Raw genomic sequence first — 16,063 nt, 5'->3', positions numbered from 1 at the left:
GAAACCACCAGTTCACAGGCGTGGAAAGGCCGGGCACAGCGGGTGCCCGGCCTTTCCACAGGTTTCGGTGGCTCCGTGTGGGGAAAGGGAATTCGCTCCGCTTTCATAAACCGCCGGTCACATTCCGGCGATCAGCTTCTCCACCCGGTCGTCGACCGACCTGAAGGGGTCTTTGCACAGCACCGTGCGCTGCGCCTGGTCATTGAGCTTGAGGTGCACCCAGTCCACGGTGAAATCACGCCGCTGCTCCTGTGCCCGGCGGATGAAATCGCCGCGCAGCCGCGCCCGCGTGGTCTGCGGGGGAACGGATTTTCCCTCGAAGATGCGCAGGTCGTTGCAGATCCGCGCGGCCTGTCCCTTCTTCTCCAGGAGGTAGTACAGCCCCCGGCGACGGTGGATGTCGTGGTAGGCGAGGTCTATCTGCGCGACCCGCGGATTCGACATCGTCATGTTGTGCTTGGCGCGGTACCGCTCGATCAGCTTGTACTTCATGACCCAGTCGATCTCGGTACCGATCCGGTCGAGGTCCTCCGACTCGATCGCGTCGAGGGTGCGGCCCCACAGTTCGAGGACCTGGGCGACGGTGCCGGTGTTGATGCCGCGGCGCTCGCAGAAGTCGAGCGCCTTCTCGTAGTACTCGCGCTGGACTTCGAGCGCGGAGGCTTCCCTGCCGCTCGCGAGGCGCACCTTGCGACGGCCCGTGATGTCGTGGCTGACCTCGCGGATCGCCCGGATCGGGTTCTCCAGGGTGAGGTCGCGCATGACCGTGCCGGCCTCGATCATGCGCAGGACGAGGTCGGTGGCGCCGACCTTGAGGAGCATGGTGGTCTCGGACATGTTCGAGTCGCCGACGATGACGTGGAGCCTGCGGTAGCGCTCGGCGTCGGCGTGCGGCTCGTCGCGGGTGTTGATGATCGGCCGGGAACGGGTGGTCGCCGAGCTGACGCCCTCCCAGATGTGCTCGGCCCGCTGGCTGACGCAGAAGACCGCGCCCCTCGGGGTCTGGAGCACCTTTCCGGCCCCGCACAGCAACTGCCGGGTGACGAGGAAGGGAATGAGGATGTCGGCGAGCCGGGAGAACTCCCCGTGCCGGGCCACGAGGTAGTTCTCGTGACAGCCGTAGGAGTTGCCCGCTGAGTCGGTGTTGTTCTTGAAGAGATAGACGTCGCCCGCGATTCCCTCCTCGTGCAGGCGGCGTTCCGCGTCGGTGAGCAGGCCTTCGAGGATGCGCTCACCGGCCTTGTCGTGGGTCACCAGTTCGGTGATGTTGTCGCATTCGGGTGTGGCGTATTCCGGATGCGAGCCCACGTCCAGGTAGAGCCGGGCGCCGTTGCGCAGGAAGACATTGCTGCTGCGGCCCCATGACACGACACGGCGGAAGAGGTACCGCGCCACCTCGTCCGGAGACAGACGGCGCTGTCCCCGGAACGTGCACGTGACGCCGTACTCGTTCTCCAGCCCGAAAATGCGGCGGTCCATGCTTGAACATTACGCCTTAGACCACTTCCTGAAACCGGCTCGGGCGTGAGGGTTCGGATCATTTTCACCGCGCGGCCCCCCGCCGACCTGCCGCGTCGTTCAGGGCTCGGTCGTCTCGGGCGCGGCGGCCCGGCCCGTACGGCCCTCCAGGACCGGTGCCGTGACGAGGAGGACGAGCGCCGCGAGCGTGCCGCCGCAGGCCGCCACGGCGAAGCCGGCGCGGACGCCGCCCGCGTCGAGCGCGGGGCCGGCGAGCGCCGTGCCGAGCGCGTTGCCGACACCGAAGGTCGTCACGAGCCAGGAGAAGGCCTCGGTCACGGTGCCGCGCGGGGCGTGCCGGTCCACCGCGACGAAGGCACAGGCGAGCGAGGGGGCGAGGAAGACCCCGGAGAGGAGGGCGAGGCCCGTCATCGGGTACCGGCCCGGCGTCAGGAGCAGGGGGAGGTAGCCGAGCGCGAGCAGCGCGACGAGGAGGCGCAGGCGGGGCTCGGGGCGGCCGGTCCAGTCGCGGGCGCCGTAGGCGAGGCCGCCGATGAGGGCGCCGCCGCCGAGCGCGGCCATGATCGCCCCGTACGCCGTCTCGCCGCCCGCCCCGTCGGAGTAGGCGAGCGCGGAGACCGTGATGGAGCCGAGCGCGACGCCGACGAAGAGGAAGGCGCCGAGCAGCGCGAGGAGTCCGGGCGAGCGCAGCGCGCCGAGCCAGTGCGCCTCGCGCGCGGCGCCGCGCCAGGCGCGCGAGGGCCCCGCGAGGACGACGGAGAGGGCGCCGAGCACGCCGAGGACGTTGACGACGAGGAGCGCGGCCGTCGCCGAGCGGAGGGCGACCAGGAGCGTGACGAGGAGCGGGCCGACGGTGAACATCACCTCCTGCGCGACCGCTTCGAGGGCGTAGGCGGTGTGGACGTGGTCCGCGCGGCCGAGGACGCTCGGCCACAGCGCGCGCAGGGCTCCCTCCAGCGGCGGGGTGGTGAGTCCGGCGAGGCCGACGAGGAGGTACGCGAGGGGGCGCGGGGTGATCCCCGTGAGCGCGAAGGCGGCCATGGCCAGCGCGGAGAGGACCGAGGCGGGCAGCAGTACGGCGCGCTGCCCGCGCAGGTCCACGGCGCGGCCGAGGAGCGGCTGTCCGACGGCGGTGGCGAGCCCGTAGACGGCGGCGAGGGCACCGGCGAGGGCGTAGCCGCCGCCCTGTTCGCGGACGAAGACGACGAGCGCGATGTGCCCGACCGCGTTGGGCAGCCGCCCCAGGAGTGTCGAGGAGAGCAGCCGGCTCGCGTACGGAGCCCGCAGCACCCCCAGGTATCCGCCCGCCATGCCCACCCCTCGGTTGTACGTATAACGTCGCCGCTCATACGTACCATGACCTCGCCCACCGGTCCAGCCGCCAAGGAGTTCCGTGCCCGCCCCAGGCAGCCCCTCGCCCGACTCCGCCTCCCGCCCCACGAGTCGTGACGTCGCCCGTGCCGCCGGGGTCTCGCAGGCCGCCGTGTCGCTCGTGCTGAGCGGGAAGTGGCGGGGGCGGGTGGGGGCCGCCACGGCCGAGCGGGTGCGGGAGGCGGCGGACGGGCTCGGGTACCGGCCGAATCTGGCGGCGCGGAATCTGCGGCTCGGGCGGACGCGCACCGCGCTGCTCGTGGTGCCCGCGCTCACGAGCGAGTTCTTCGCCGGGGTGTACACGGGGGCCGCGCGGGTCGCCGCCGCGCACGGCACGGGGCTCGTGCTCTACCCCTCGCCGGAGGGCATCGGCCCCGCACGCGATCCCTTCGGCTCCGCGCGCGCGGCGCTCGACGGGGTCCTCGCCTCCTCGATGGCCGCCGAGGCGCTCGCCGCGATCCGCGGGGACACGCTGCCGCTCGTCATGCTCGACGCCCAACCGCGGCCGGGAGCCCGTACCGCCACGGTCAACCTCGCCCTCGCGGACGGGATGCGGCAGATCGCCGCGCACCTGCGCGGGCTCGGCCACCGGCGCTTCGCGCACCTCGCCGCCGACGTGGACTCGTGGACGTTCACGAGCCGCGCCACCGCCCTCGCCGGGGCCCTGCCGGGGGCGGACCTCGCCACCGTGCGGGCCCCGCTGTCCATCGCGGGCGCGCGCGAGGCGGCGCTGGGCCTGCTCGGCGCGCCGGGGCGGCCCACGGCCCTCGTGTGCGACGACGACCTGATGGCGGCGGGCGTGCTGAAGGCGGCGCGCGGCATCGGCCTGCGCGTGCCCGAGGACCTCTCGGTCACGGGCGTCGACGACCTCACGCTCGCCCGCGCCCTCGATCCGGAACTGACCACCGTGCGGCTGCCCGCCGAGGAGTTCGGCGCCCGCGGCATGAGGGCCCTGCTCGCGCTCCTGGACGGCACACAGCCGCGCACGGACCCGCTGCCCGTGGAGCTCGTCGTACGCGACTCGACGGGCCCGGCGCCCGCCTGACGGCCCGTCCACCGCGCGCGACGGCCCCGCACCCACCAGGGGCACGGGGCCGTGATCCCGCCGGACGGCCGGTGGCCGCCCGCCGGGGCTCAGCTGTCGTCCTCGTCCTCGTCCTTGGCCGGAGCGGCCGGGGCCCCGGTGTCCTCCGCCTCGTCCTGCTCCGCCTCGCCCGCGAGGAGGCGGGCCAGGTGGGTGCCCGTGATGCGGCGGAACTTGCGCTGCTGCGCCCTCGTCCGGTCGAGGACCGCGACCTCCAGGCGCTCCGCCGGGATCTCGCGCTCGCTGCCGTTGGCGTCGCGGGCGAGGGCCTGGACGGCGAGCTTGAGGGCCTCGGCGAGGGTCATCCCGTCGCGGTGGCGCTGGTCGAGCCAGCCGCTGATCTGCTCCGCGTTGCCGCCGACCGCGACCGAGCCGTGCTCGTCGACGATCGAGCCGTCGTGCGGGAGCCGGTAGATCTGGTCACCGTCGGGGGTGTCCCCGACCTCGGCGACGACGAGTTCGACCTCGTACGGCTTCTCGGCGTTGCTGGAGAAGATGGTGCCGAGCGTCTGCGCGTAGACGTTGGCGAGTCCGCGCGCGGTGACGTCGGTGCGGTCGTAGGTGTAGCCGCGCAGGTCGGCGTAGCGGACGCCGCCGATGCGCAGGTTCTCGTACTCGTTGTACTTGCCGGCCGCCGCGAAGGCGATGCGGTCGTAGATCTCGCTGAACTTGTGGAGGGCCCTGGAGGGGTTCTCGCCGACGAAGACAATGCCGTCGGCGTACTGGAGCACGACGAGGCTGCGGCCTCGGGCGATGCCCTTGCGGGCGTACTCCGCCCGGTCGGCCATCGCCTGCTGGGGTGAGACGTAGAACGGCGTGGACACCGGCTGACCGTCGCTTTCTGTCGGGGTCGGGGGAGGTCTTCGGAGTGTCGGGGTCAGAGGAGTTCGGCGCGCGGCCCGTCCGGCTGCGCGAGCCTGCGGCGCTGCACGTCCTCGGCGATACGGGCGGTCTCCTCCTCGGAGACGCGGCGGTAGCCCTCGTCCGTGATGACGCTGATGATCGGGAAGATGCGGCGGCCCAGGTCCGGGCCGCCGGTCGCCGAGTCGTCGTCGGCGGCGTCGTAGAGCGCCTGGATGGCGAGGACGCTCGCCTCGTCGGAGCTGAGGCCGGGACGGTAGAGCTTCTTGAGCGCGCCCCGGGCGAAGACCGAGCCCGAGCCCGTCGAGGCGTAGCCGTACTCCTCGGAGCGGCCGCCCGCGACGTCGTAGGAGAAGATGCGGCCCGTGCCGCGGTCGACGTCGTAGCCGGCGAAGAGCGGGACGACGGCGAGGCCCTGCATGGCCATGCCGAGGTTGCCGCGGATCATCGTGGCGAGGCGGTTCGCCTTGCCCTCCAGGGAGAGCTGGGCGCCCTCGACCTTCTCGAAGTGCTCCAGTTCCAGCTGGAAGAGCTTGACCATCTCGACGGCGAGCCCGGCGGTGCCCGCGATGCCGACGGCCGAGTACTCGTCGGCGGGGAAGACCTTCTCGACGTCCCGCTGGGCGATGACGTTCCCCATCGTGGCCCTGCGGTCACCGGCGAGGATGACGCCGCCCTCGAAGGCGAGGGCCAGGATCGTGGTCCCGTGCGGCAGTTCGATGGCTCCCTTGACGGGCAGTTGCCGGTTGCCGGGCAGCAGTTCGGGCTGATGCTCGGACAGGAAGTCCAGGAACGAGGAGGAACCGGGTGTCAGGAAGGCGGCGGGCAGACGCCCGGTGTGACGCGTGTGTGCTCCCATGTTTCCCTCCGGTCGGGCGGCGGTCCGGTCGCGGCGCCACGGGGGCGCTCATCCGCGCCGACGGGCCCGGTAGCGGTTGATGACGGTGCGTACGCCTCGGACCCTACCCGCCACGGCGGGCGGAACCACCCACAGTGGCAAACCCGTGCCCCACGGATGCGCGGGCCGCTGACCTGCGCCTTGACGGAGCGGCACGGGAGGGGCCGGGCGAAAAGCACGGCGCGGGACGCCCCGGGGTCTGCCGGGACGTCCCGCGTCCGTACGTGCGCTCGTGGGGTCGCGGCCCCACCGGGGTGCGCTACTCCCCGCCCTTCTGGACGAAGCTGCGCACGAAGTCCTCCGCGTTCTCCTCCAGGACGTCGTCGATCTCGTCCAGGACGGAGTCCACGTCGTCGCTCAGCTTCTCCTGGCGCTCCTTGAGATCCGAGGAGTCCTGTGCGTCCTGGGTCTGTTCCTCGGTCTCCTCGGTGGACCGCGTCGCCTTCTGCTGTCCGCCGCCGGTGTCCTTGGTCGCCATCTGCCTCACCCCGCTCGGTGTGCCCCGCTGGATGTGTCGTGGTGTGCCGGGACTTTCCCGGCCCCAAGATCGGTTCTCTCCGACCCTACAAGCAGGGCCGCGATCCGGCCCCGTGATTGCTCAACGCGCTGCCTGCCCTGATGTTTCCCTCGTGGGGACCTTTTCAGGCCCCCACGAGGTCACGGATTGGCTCCGCTCACGGACCGGTCAGGGCCCTGACCAGCTCTTCGGCCGTGCGGCAGCGGTCGAGAAGATCCTTGACGTGGGTACGTGTACCGCGCAAGGGCTCCAGCGTCGCGACGCGCTGCAAGGAGTCGCGGTCGGGCAGGTCGAAGATCACCGAGTCCCAGGAGGCGGCGGCGACCTCGTCCGCGTACTGTGCCAGGCAGCGCCCGCGGAAGTAGGCCCTGGTGTCCTCCGGCGGGTCGAAGACCGCCCGGGACACCTCCTCCTCGCTCAGCAGCCGTTTCATGCTGCCGCGGGCGACGAGCCGGTTGTAGAGCCCCTTGTCGGGCCGTACGTCGGCGTACTGGAGGTCGACGAGGTGGAGCCGCGCGGCGTCCCAGTCGAGTCCGTCGCGGCGCCGGTAGCCCTCCATCAGCTCGCGCTTGGCGACCCAGTCCAGTTCTCTGGAGAGGCTGCCGGGGTCCCGCTCCAGGCGGTCGAGGGTGTCCTCCCAGCGGCTGAGGATGTCGGTGGTCTCCTCGTCCGCGTCACTCCCGTACCGCTCGTCCACGTACTTGCGGGCGAGGGCGCAGTACTCCATCTGGAGCTGGACGGCGGTGAGGCTGCGGCCGTCGCGCAACTTCACGAGCTGCTGGAGCGAGGGGTCGTGCGAGACCTGGTGGAGGGTGCGGACCGGCTGGTCCACGGCGAGGTCGACGGCGATGAAGCCGTCCTCGATCATCGCGAGGACCAGCGAGGTGGTGCCGAGCTTGAGGTAGGTGGAGATCTCCGAGAGGTTCGCGTCACCGATGATGACGTGGAGCCTGCGGTACTTCTCGGCGTCCGAGTGCGGCTCGTCGCGGGTGTTGATGATCGGCCGCTTCAGCGTCGTCTCCAGGCCCACCTCGACCTCGAAGTAGTCGGCGCGCTGGCTGAGCTGGAAGCCGTGCTCGCGGCCGTCCTGCCCGATCCCGACGCGGCCGGCGCCCGTGATCACCTGTCGCGAGACGAAGAAGGGCGTGAGGTGCCGGACGATGTCGCCGAAGGGGGTCTCGCGGGACATCAGGTAGTTCTCGTGGGTGCCGTAGGAGGCGCCCTTGTTGTCGGTGTTGTTCTTGTACAGGTGGATGGGATGCGTGTTCGGCACGGCGGCCGCGCGCTCGGCGGCCTCGGCCATGATCCGCTCCCCCGCCTTGTCCCACAGCACCGCGTCCCGCGGGCCGGTGATCTCCGGGGAGCTGTACTCGGGGTGGGCGTGGTCCACGTAGAGCCGGGCGCCGTTGGTGAGGATGACGTTGGCGAGGCCGATGTCCTCGTCGGTGAGCTGGGTGGAGTCGGCGGACTCGCGGGCGAGGTCGAAGCCGCGCGCGTCGCGCAGCGGGTTCTCCTCCTCGAAGTCCCAGCGTGCCCGCCTGGCCCGGTGCATCGCCGCCGCGTAGGCGTTGACGATCTGGGACGAGGTGAGCATGGCATTGGCGTTCGGGTGACCGGGCACGGAGATCCCGTACTCCGTCTCGATGCCCATTACTCGCCGTACGGTCATGCGGCCCTCCTTGCCCGGCGCCGCTCCCCCGCGGGAGCCGCGCTCCAGTACCGTGCGCGCTCGGGCGCGCGCCCGGTCCCCGTCCCGCGTCGCGCCGCCCGGTGATATCGCTGAGCCTAGAACGCTTGTGCGTCGCTGGTGGGGCTTATTCCTTTACCGTCGCCAACGCGGGAGGCCGCGGGGCTCCGGGGAGCGACCGCGGCCTCCTGCGCGTGCGTGTCTCTGCGGGTACTGATCCCTACAGGTACTGCCCGGTGTTCGCCACCGTGTCGATCGAGCGACCGGTGTCGGCGCCCTGCTTCCCGGTGACGAGGGTGCGGATGTAGACGATCCGTTCCCCCTTCTTGCCGGAGATCCGGGCCCAGTCGTCCGGGTTGGTGGTGTTGGGCAGGTCCTCGTTCTCCTTGAACTCGTCCACGCAGGCCTGGAGGAGGTGGGAGACGCGAAGCCCCTTCTGGTTCTGTTCGAGGAAGGCCTTGATGGCCATCTTCTTGGCGCGGCCGACGATGTTCTCGATCATGGCGCCGGAGTTGAAGTCCTTGAAGTACAGGACTTCCTTGTCACCGTTGGCGTAGGTCACTTCGAGGAAGCGGTTCTCGTCCGATTCGGCGTACATCTGCTCGACCACGGACTGGATCATGCCGTGGACGGTCTCCGCCTTGTCGCCCGTGTGCTCGGCGAGGTCGTCGGTGTGCAGCGGGAGCCGGTCGGTGAGGTACTTCGCGAAGATGTCCTTCGCCGCCTCGGCGTCCGGACGCTCGATCTTGATCTTCACGTCGAGACGGCCGGGGCGCAGAATCGCGGGGTCGATCATGTCCTCGCGGTTCGACGCCCCGATGACGATGACGTTCTCCAGGCCCTCCACACCGTCGATCTCGGCGAGCAACTGGGGGACGATGGTGTTCTCCACGTCCGAGCTGACGCCGGAACCCCGGGTGCGGAAGAGGGATTCCATCTCGTCGAAGAAGACGATGACAGGGGTGCCCTCGCTCGCCTTCTCCCGGGCCCGCTGGAAGACCAGGCGGATGTGCCGCTCGGTCTCGCCGACGTACTTGTTGAGCAGCTCGGGGCCCTTGATGTTCAGGAAGTAGCTCTTGCCCGCCGCCTGTCCGGTGACCTCGGCCACCTTCTTGGCGAGCGAGTTGGCGACGGCCTTGGCGATGAGCGTCTTGCCGCAGCCGGGCGGGCCGTAGAGCAGCACACCCTTCGGCGGCCGCAACTCGTGCTCCTTGAAGAGGTCCGGGTAGAGGTACGGGAGCTCGACGGCGTCGCGGATCAGCTCGATCTGGTTGCCCAGACCGCCGATCTGCTCGTAGCCGATGTCCGGGACCTCTTCCAGGACCAGTTCCTCGACCTCGCTCTTGGGCACGATCTCGAAGACGTACCCGGAACGGGAGTCGAGGAGCAGGGCGTCGCCCGCCCTGATGGTGACGCCCATGAGGGGCTCGGCGAGGCGCACCACGCGCTCCTCGTCGGTGTGCCCCACCACGAGGGCGCGTTCGCCGTCCTCCAGGATCTCCTTGAGGGTGACGATGTCGCCCGCGCGCTCGAACTCCATGGCCTCGACCACGTTGAGCGCTTCGTTGAGCATGACCTCCTGGCCACGCTGCAAGGTGTCGGTCTCGATCTCGGGGCTGACGTTCACCCGGAGCTTGCGGCCCCCGGTGAAGATGTCGACGGTGCCGTCCTCGTTCGCCGCGAGGAAGACACCGAAGCCCGCGGGGGGCTGGGCGAGGCGATCCACTTCCTCCTTGAGGGCCACGATCTGGTCGCGGGCCTCGCGGAGGGTGTTCGCCAGTCGTTCGTTCTGCGCGGACACCCCGGCCAGGTTGGTCTGAAGCTCGACGATCCGGTCCTCAAGAATCCTTGTGTGACGCGGTGAGTCGGCGAGCTTGCGCCGCAGGACGGCGATCTCCTGCTCAAGCTGGGCGACCTGGGCGAGCGGGTCCTCGGACCCCCGGCCCGGGCGGATGCCGCGGTTCATGTCGTCGTCGTGGGCTGCCACGGTCCTCACCTCCTCCAAAGGGAGCTGGACGCTTCCAGACCCTACCTGGGCGGGTGCCGGTTGAAACCCCTAGATCAAAAAGACGGTGGGGCGTGTCCGATGTTCACCCTTGCGCTCTCCCTCTCCCGAGGGGAATACCCACCCATCTCCCGCTGAAGCGGCCCGGTTGTATCGTCGAGGTGTTCAACGCCCCTTGACGGTGGCGGGCTTCACGCAGAGGAAACGGCAGGAAACATGACCGCACAGCAGGAGTCCGGGCTCGCGGCGCGGGAGGACGAACCGCTGGAGGTCTGGATCGACCAGGACCTGTGCACGGGCGACGGCATCTGCGCGCAGTACGCGCCCGAGGTCTTCGAGCTGGACATCGACGGGCTCGCGTACGTCAAGAGCGGCGACGACGAACTCCTCCAGGCCCCAGGCGCGACCACCCGCGTCCCGCTCCCGCTGCTCCGGGACGTCGTGGACTCGGCGAAGGAGTGCCCCGGCGAGTGCATCCACGTGCGCCGGGTCACGGACCGCGTGGAGGTCTACGGGCCGGAGGCGGACGCGGGCTGAGCCCCCCGCCTCCGTATGGGAGGGGCCTCACCCCGGCTCCGGTTCCGCGGCGCCCTTCTCCGCGCCCTCGTACAGCTCCGAGTGCTCGAAGTGCGGGAGGGTCGCGGGGCGGCCGCGCTGGAAGCCGGTGCTGACGAAGTCGTCGCCGGTGGCCGCCTTGAGCGTCCAGTTGACGAGGACCCGGGCGCGCGCGGTCAGCGTCGGGAGCGCCGCGAGGTGGTAGCCGCGGGCCACCGCCTGGGCGGGCAGCCCGGTGAGGCCGATGCCGAGCGGCCGGGAGACGGCGTACTTGTCGCCTAGGTCCACGACGAGGCCGAGGTCGCGGTGGTAGTAGGGGCGCGGCTCGGTGCCGCGCAGCCGGGCCGCGATGTTGTACGCGACCGCCTTGCCCTGCCGCTGCGAGTGCTGGGCCGTGGGCGGGGTGATCGCGTCGCCGCCCTTGGCGAGGTCGGGCACGGCGGCGGCGTCCCCGACGGCGAAGACCCCCGGCGCGCCGGGCACGGCCATCTCGGCCGTCGTCACGAGCCGCCCGCGCGCCAGTTCCGTCTCGACGGTCGTCATGAGCGGGCTCGCCGCGACCCCGGCCGTCCACACGAGCGTGCGGGTGGGCAGGACCCGGCCGTCCGTCAGCTCGACGGAGCGCGGGGTGAGCCGGGCGACGCTCGTGCCGAGCGAGATCTCGATGCCGCGCGCGCGGAGGGCGCGCAGGGCGTCGTCCCCGAGGCGCTCGCCGATCTCGGGGAGCAGACGCGGGGCGATGTCGACGAGGTGCCAGCTCAGCTCGGCCGGGTCCAGGCGCGGGAAGCGGCGCACGGCGGCACGGGTGAGGAGTTGGAGCGAGGCGGCGGTCTCGGTGCCCGCGTAGCCGCCGCCGACCACGAGGAAGCGCAGGCGTTCGGCGCGCTCGGCGGGATCGGTGGCGACCGCGGCGGCGTCGAGCTGGCCGATGACGTGGTCGCGCAGATAGGCGGCCTGGGCGAGGGTCTTCATACCGAGGGCGTGTTCGCGCACGCCCGGGATGCCGAGGAGTCGCGTCGTGCTGCCCGCGGCGAGGAGCAGGATGTCGTAGCGCAGCGCCCGCTCGTGTCCCTCGGGGGTCCGTACGGTGACGTGGCGCCGTTCGTGGTCGACGCCGACGGCGATGCCCGGGGCGTACCGGGTGCGGCGCAGCCGGCGGCGCAGGGACACGGCGATGGACTGGGGCGTGAGCAGTCCGGCGGCGACGTGCGGGAGCAGGGGGAGGTACAGCTGGTAGTCCTCGGGCGAGACGAGGACGAGTTCCGCTTCCTCGGGGCGCAGCGTCCGCTCCAGGCGGTGCAGGCACTCGACTCCGGCGAAACCCGCGCCGATCACCAGAACGCGCGGAGGGGACATGGCGGGGCTCCTGACCGGGGCGACGGCGGACAGCGCCCATCGTCACCCGCGGTGGGGCGGGCCGCATGCCGGGATCGGCTGACGCGGATTCAGGCCAGGCCGTCGCCCGCGGGGGCGCCGGGGCTGGTGCGGGTGAAGCGGTTCCCGTGCCAGGCCCAGGCCGTGGACTGGTGGACGTCGGGGCAGCAGCGGGGGACGTCCAGGCTGGAGTAGCCGAGGACGCTCGCGCGCACCTCGCCGCGCTGGACCGTCAGTTCCTCGACCGTGCGCTGCTCGGTGGGGTCGAGGAGGGTCGCGATCACGCGGGGCTTCCGCTCGGCCGCCGTGCGGGTGAGGACGTACAGGCCCTCGGGCGGATTGCCGGAGCCGGCCGCGCAGTGGACCAGCGCGACGGTCTCCGGGCTGCCGTCCCCGTCGAGGTCGCCCGCGACGTGCTCGGCGAGCGTCGGCGGCTTCGCCTTCTCGCCGGGTGGAGTGGGGCAGGTGAGGGGGTACGTGGCGAGCGAGGCGTCCGGCGCGGGCACGGGGCGGGCCGGCGCGTGGACCGAGGGCTTGGCGCCGGGGGCGTGGTGTGTGCTGGCGTCGGCCTCGTCGGGCTGGAACACCGAGGAGAGGGAGATCACCGCGCAGAGCGCCGCGGCGACGGCGAGCCAGTGCAGGGGGGTGGTGCGGGTGTGGGCGAGTTCCGGTTCTACGGAGTGCTGCACGAGGGTGTGTCTCCCGCTGTGGGCGCGTGCCGGTGGGGTGGTCGGCATCGTGCCATACCTCACAGGGGTGGGGTAGGGCGGGGTGGCCCCGCCGGGCGCCGTTCACCGGCGGGGCCATCTGTGCCCGACCCGCCGGGCGGGTCGGACGGGCACAGCGGGGAAAGGCGGGACGGGGCGGACAGGCTGCGCGCGGCGGGGCCGGCGGTCAGTGGCTGTTGCCGCTGCCCGGGCCCTCGTAGTCGTCTCCGTATGCGCCCTTGGCCGGGCGGCGGCGGCGCATGGGGGGCTCGACGCCGTCGGCGAGGCGGCGGGCGGTGACGAGGAAGCCGGTGTGGCCGATCATGCGGTGGTCGGGGCGGACCGCGAGGCCCTCCACGTGCCAGTTGCGGATCATCGACTCCCACGGCTGCGGCTCGGCGAAGCAGCCGTGCTCGCGGATCGTCTCGACGGTGCGCGAGAGCTGCGTCGTCGTCGCCACGTAGCAGCACAGGATGCCGCCGGGCACGAGCGCCTTGGAGACGGCCTCCAGGCACTCCCAGGGCGCGAGCATGTCGAGGACGACGCGGTCGACCTCGGTGTCGCTCAGGTGGTCCTGGAGGTCCCCGACGGTGAGCTCCCAGGCGGGGTGCGGGCCGCCGAAGTAGCGCTCCACGTTGCCCTGCGCGATCTCCGCGAAGTCGGCACGCCGCTCGTAGCTGTGCAGCATCCCGTGGTCGCCGATGGCGCGCAGCAGGAAGGCGCTCAGCGAGCCGGAGCCGACGCCGGCCTCGACGACGCGCGCGCCGGGGAAGATGTCGGCGAAGGCGATGATCTGCCCGGCGTCCTTGGGATAGACGACGGCAGCGCCGCGGGGCATGGACAGGACGAAGTCGGGGAGCAGGGGGCGCAGCGCCAGATAGGCGACGTTCCCGGTGGTGCGGACCACGCTGCCTTCGGGGGAGCCGATCAGCTCGTCGTGCGGGAAGGAACCCTTGTGGGTGTGGAAGTTCTTCCCGGCTTCGAGCGTGAAGGTGTAGTGGCGGCCCTTGGGGTCGGTGAGCTGTACCTGATCCCCGACCTTGAAGGGCCCGCGTCGGCGGGCGGCACCGGTCGGTTCGGACATGTGCGCAAGCCTACCGGCCCGTCCGGGTGCTCCCGGACAGAGCCGTCACGGCCGGGCCATGGCCCGTACGAAGGCGCGGTCGACGTCGGCGGCGGAGAGGACGCCGTAGATCTCGCCGGTCTCCTCGATGACGAGGTACTCGCTGGCCGGGTGCGCGCGCAGCCGCTCCAGGAGTTCCTCGCCGCCGAGTTCGGCGGAGACGCGCAGGTCGTCGGTGAGGTCCTGGGCGAGGGTCGAGACGGCGACCCAGGGGCGGCGGTGCTCGGGCACGGCCACGATGGCGCTCTCGCGGACGAGGGCCTGCGGTGTCCCGTGCCCGTCGACGACGACGAGGGCGCGGGCGCCCGCCGCGTTGGCGCGACGCAGCGCCTCGGAGAGCGGGGTCGGGCCCTCGACGGGGATGGCGCGCCGGGTGAGGGTGCGCACGCGCAGCTCCGGGAGGTGTTCGCGCAGGCGGGCCATGCGCAGGCCGTTGCCCGCGCCGGTCCAGATGATGGCGGCGAGGATCGCGGCGAGCAGCGCGTCGAAGACGGTGTCGCTGGCGCTCACCGTCTCGGGGGCGTCGCCGAGCAGGTCCGACTGGGTGAGCAGCGGGAGCCCGATCAGGACGGCGACGGCGAGTGCGCGCCCGGCCCAGGCGGCGGCGACGCTGCCCTTCATGGCGCTGCCCGTGCACTTCCAGACGACGGCGCGCAGCATCCGGCCGCCGTCGAGCGGCAGCCCGGGGAGCAGGTTGAAGACGGCGACGATGAGGTTGGAGATCATCAGCCCGGCGACGAGCACGCCGGGCACGGTGCCCGGCTCGACCACGTACAGGAAGCCGTAGAAGACGGCGGCGAGGACGAGGGAGAGGAGCGGCCCGACGAAGGCGAGGACGAATTCGCGCCCGGGGCGTTCGCTCTCCTTCTCGATCTCCGAGACGCCGCCGAAGAACTGGAGCTGGATGCGGCGCACGGGCAGGCCGAAGCGGAGGGCCGCGACGGTGTGGGCGAGTTCGTGGACGAGGACGGAGGCGTAGAAGGCGAGGGCGAAGAAGAGCGAGACGAGGTAGCGGACGGCGCCGAGTTCGGGCAGGACGCGGTCGAGCTGTCCGCCGAAGACCCAGGTGATGAGCGCGGCGACGAGGAACCAGCTCGGTGCGACGTACACCGGTACGCCGAAGGGGCGTCCCACGAGGAAGCCGTTGCCCGGCTCACCCGGTGCGCGCGCGGGACGTTTGCGGGGCGGGCCGTGCGGGGCGGGCGGACGACCGCCGGGACCCCCGGTGGGCGCTTGCCCGTTCTCGCCGCGTTCGTCCACGGTGAAAGGTTCCCCTCGTCGGTGCCTTGACGCAGTCGATGGTATGCGGCGGGATGTCGGTACGGGGCCGTAGGGTCGGGGGTCATGGAGAGCAGTGCGGTGCAGGCGTCGGTGCCGGAGGCCCGTGGGACGGGCGACGCAGGGAGCGGGGTGGCGGGGGTGATCCCGGCGGACGGGGGCGTGTCCCCCGGAACGGCGACGCCCGGTTCCGTACCACCACCGGCCGTGCCGGTACCGGCGCCGAGGCCGCCGGCGCCTCCTTCCTCGCTCTCGCCCTCGCGCGCGAGCGACTTCATGCAGTGCCCGCTGCTCTACCGCTTCCGCGTCATCGACCGGCTGCCCGAGAAGCCGAGCGAGGCGGCGACGCGGGGCACGCTCGTGCACGCGGTCCTGGAGCGGCTCTTCGACGCGCCGGCCGCCGAGCGCACGGCGGAGCGGGCCACGGCCCTGCTCCCGGGGCAGTGGGAGAAGCTGCGCGCGGCGCGGCCCGAGCTGGACGCGCTGTTCGCCGAGGTCGAGGACGGGGGCGCGCCCGGATCGGCGGGCGAGCGGCTCGCCGCGTGGCTCGCCTCGGCCGAACGGCTGGTCGAGCGGTGGTTCACGCTGGAGGACCCCACCCGCCTGGAGCCCGCCGAGCGCGAGATGTTCGTGGAGACCTCGCTCGACTCGGGCCTGCGGCTGCGCGGCATCATCGACCGTGTCGACGTCGCGCCCGCGACCGGGGACGTCCGCATCGTCGACTACAAGACGGGCAAGGCGCCGCGCCCGCAGTACGCGGAGGGCGCGCTCTTCCAGATGAAGTTCTACGCGCTCGTGGTGTGGCGCCTGAAGGGCGTCGTGCCGCGCCGGCTCCAGCTCGTCTATCTCGGCAGCGGTGACGTGCTCACGTACGACCCGGTCCCCGGTGACCTGGAGCGCGTCGAGCGGAAGCTGCACGCGCTGTGGCGGGCGATCGAGGAGGCGACGGCGAGCGGCGACTGGCGGCCGCGCCCCTCGAAGCTGTGCGGCTGGTGCGACCACCGGGCGGTGTGCCCGGAGTTCGGCGGCACTCCCCCGCCGTACCCGCTCCCGGTCCGCCCTGCCGGGGACGCGCCCGCGGCGGGCGCCGGGGCCTGAACCCGTACCGCCCCTCTGCCGCTCCA

14 protein-coding genes are annotated in these 16,063 nt (G+C 72.0%); 3 read left to right on the top strand and 11 right to left on the bottom strand.

The features are described from left to right. Positions 1–117: 117 nt before the first annotated feature. Both pafA and ACIP4O_RS21045 read right to left on the bottom strand, forming a co-directional pair. On the bottom strand, positions 118–1,479 hold the full coding sequence (gene pafA / locus ACIP4O_RS21050) for a Pup--protein ligase (RefSeq protein ID WP_007829021.1): 1,362 nt from the start codon (positions 1,477–1,479) through the stop codon (positions 118–120). 99 nt (positions 1,480–1,578) lie between these two features. Next, complete coding sequence (locus tag ACIP4O_RS21045; protein ID WP_401576456.1) at positions 1,579–2,790, bottom strand: MFS transporter; 1,212 nt, start codon at positions 2,788–2,790, stop codon at positions 1,579–1,581. A gap of 82 nt (positions 2,791–2,872) precedes the next feature. Between ACIP4O_RS21045 and ACIP4O_RS21040 the strand changes: the two genes are divergently transcribed. Next, a complete protein-coding gene (locus ACIP4O_RS21040) occupies positions 2,873–3,895 on the top strand; it encodes a LacI family DNA-binding transcriptional regulator (protein ID WP_401576454.1) in 1,023 nt (340 codons plus the stop codon). A gap of 89 nt (positions 3,896–3,984) precedes the next feature. Here ACIP4O_RS21040 and prcA read toward each other — a convergent pair whose 3' ends face one another. The 5 genes from prcA to arc all read right to left on the bottom strand — a co-directional run bounded on the left by prcA (position 3,985) and on the right by arc (position 9,884). Further along, a complete protein-coding gene (gene prcA, locus ACIP4O_RS21035; protein ID WP_401576452.1) occupies positions 3,985–4,758 on the bottom strand; it encodes a proteasome subunit alpha in 774 nt (257 codons plus the stop codon). A 53-nt stretch (positions 4,759–4,811) separates the two neighbouring features. Then, positions 4,812–5,654 (bottom strand): proteasome subunit beta, encoded by an 843-nt coding sequence (gene prcB / locus ACIP4O_RS21030; protein ID WP_164288884.1) that lies wholly within the window; start codon positions 5,652–5,654, stop codon positions 4,812–4,814. Between the two features lie 298 nt (positions 5,655–5,952). After that, a complete protein-coding gene (locus tag ACIP4O_RS21025; RefSeq protein WP_007828998.1) occupies positions 5,953–6,171 on the bottom strand; it encodes a ubiquitin-like protein Pup in 219 nt (72 codons plus the stop codon). A 196-nt stretch (positions 6,172–6,367) separates the two neighbouring features. Beyond that, positions 6,368–7,879, bottom strand: a complete 1,512-nt coding sequence (dop, locus tag ACIP4O_RS21020; RefSeq protein ID WP_401576451.1) for a depupylase/deamidase Dop — start codon at positions 7,877–7,879, stop codon at positions 6,368–6,370. Between the two features lie 238 nt (positions 7,880–8,117). Next, positions 8,118–9,884, bottom strand: a complete 1,767-nt coding sequence (gene arc / locus ACIP4O_RS21015; RefSeq protein WP_164288880.1) for a proteasome ATPase — start codon at positions 9,882–9,884, stop codon at positions 8,118–8,120. A 234-nt stretch (positions 9,885–10,118) separates the two neighbouring features. Here arc and ACIP4O_RS21010 point away from each other — a divergent pair, with 234 nt between their 5' ends. Then, positions 10,119–10,439 (top strand): ferredoxin, encoded by a 321-nt coding sequence (locus ACIP4O_RS21010; protein WP_164288878.1) that lies wholly within the window; start codon positions 10,119–10,121, stop codon positions 10,437–10,439. 27 nt (positions 10,440–10,466) lie between these two features. Here ACIP4O_RS21010 and ACIP4O_RS21005 read toward each other — a convergent pair whose 3' ends face one another. The 4 genes from ACIP4O_RS21005 to ACIP4O_RS20990 form a co-directional block, all read right to left on the bottom strand. Next, positions 10,467–11,813, bottom strand: a complete 1,347-nt coding sequence (locus tag ACIP4O_RS21005; protein WP_401576448.1) for an NAD(P)/FAD-dependent oxidoreductase — start codon at positions 11,811–11,813, stop codon at positions 10,467–10,469. Between the two features lie 89 nt (positions 11,814–11,902). Further along, on the bottom strand, positions 11,903–12,520 hold the full coding sequence (locus ACIP4O_RS21000) for a hypothetical protein (RefSeq protein ID WP_401576821.1): 618 nt from the start codon (positions 12,518–12,520) through the stop codon (positions 11,903–11,905). Between the two features lie 205 nt (positions 12,521–12,725). Continuing rightward, positions 12,726–13,622 carry a tRNA (adenine-N1)-methyltransferase gene (locus ACIP4O_RS20995; RefSeq protein WP_361327593.1) on the bottom strand — a complete coding sequence of 299 codons (897 nt, stop codon included), beginning with the start codon at positions 13,620–13,622 and terminating at the stop codon, positions 12,726–12,728. Positions 13,623–13,667: 45 nt separating this feature from the next. Continuing rightward, positions 13,668–14,921, bottom strand: coding sequence for a site-2 protease family protein (locus ACIP4O_RS20990; protein WP_401576446.1), 1,254 nt, complete (start codon positions 14,919–14,921; stop codon positions 13,668–13,670). 84 nt (positions 14,922–15,005) lie between these two features. On the opposite strand from ACIP4O_RS20990, the gene ACIP4O_RS20985 reads away from it, so the two are divergent. Beyond that, the gene (locus ACIP4O_RS20985; RefSeq protein WP_401576444.1) at positions 15,006–16,037 is read left to right on the top strand and encodes a RecB family exonuclease; all 1,032 of its coding nucleotides are present in this window, start codon (positions 15,006–15,008) and stop codon (positions 16,035–16,037) included. Positions 16,038–16,063 lie beyond the last annotated feature (26 nt).

Source organism: Streptomyces sp. NPDC088923 (assembly GCF_044749745.1).
Classification (GTDB): Bacteria; Actinomycetota; Actinomycetes; order Streptomycetales; family Streptomycetaceae; genus Streptomyces.
The sequence above is the reverse complement of the archived record's forward strand: the minus strand, read 5'-3'. Positions and strand labels throughout refer to the sequence as shown.

What these genes read in the sequence shown, in the direction of transcription:
- pafA (WP_007829021.1), bottom strand. Translation starts at nt 1,479, where the DNA reads ATGGACCGCCGCATTTTCGGGCTGGAGAACGAGTACGGCGTCACGTGC.
- ACIP4O_RS21045 (WP_401576456.1), bottom strand. Translation starts at nt 2,790, where the DNA reads ATGGCGGGCGGATACCTGGGGGTGCTGCGGGCTCCGTACGCGAGCCGG.
- prcB (WP_164288884.1), bottom strand. Translation starts at nt 5,654, where the DNA reads ATGGGAGCACACACGCGTCACACCGGGCGTCTGCCCGCCGCCTTCCTG.
- ACIP4O_RS21025 (WP_007828998.1), bottom strand. Translation starts at nt 6,171, where the DNA reads ATGGCGACCAAGGACACCGGCGGCGGACAGCAGAAGGCGACGCGGTCC.
- dop (WP_401576451.1), bottom strand. Translation starts at nt 7,879, where the DNA reads ATGACCGTACGGCGAGTAATGGGCATCGAGACGGAGTACGGGATCTCC.
- ACIP4O_RS21010 (WP_164288878.1), top strand. Translation starts at nt 10,119, where the DNA reads ATGACCGCACAGCAGGAGTCCGGGCTCGCGGCGCGGGAGGACGAACCG.
- ACIP4O_RS21005 (WP_401576448.1), bottom strand. Translation starts at nt 11,813, where the DNA reads ATGTCCCCTCCGCGCGTTCTGGTGATCGGCGCGGGTTTCGCCGGAGTC.
- ACIP4O_RS20995 (WP_361327593.1), bottom strand. Translation starts at nt 13,622, where the DNA reads ATGTCCGAACCGACCGGTGCCGCCCGCCGACGCGGGCCCTTCAAGGTC.
- ACIP4O_RS20985 (WP_401576444.1), top strand. Translation starts at nt 15,006, where the DNA reads ATGGAGAGCAGTGCGGTGCAGGCGTCGGTGCCGGAGGCCCGTGGGACG.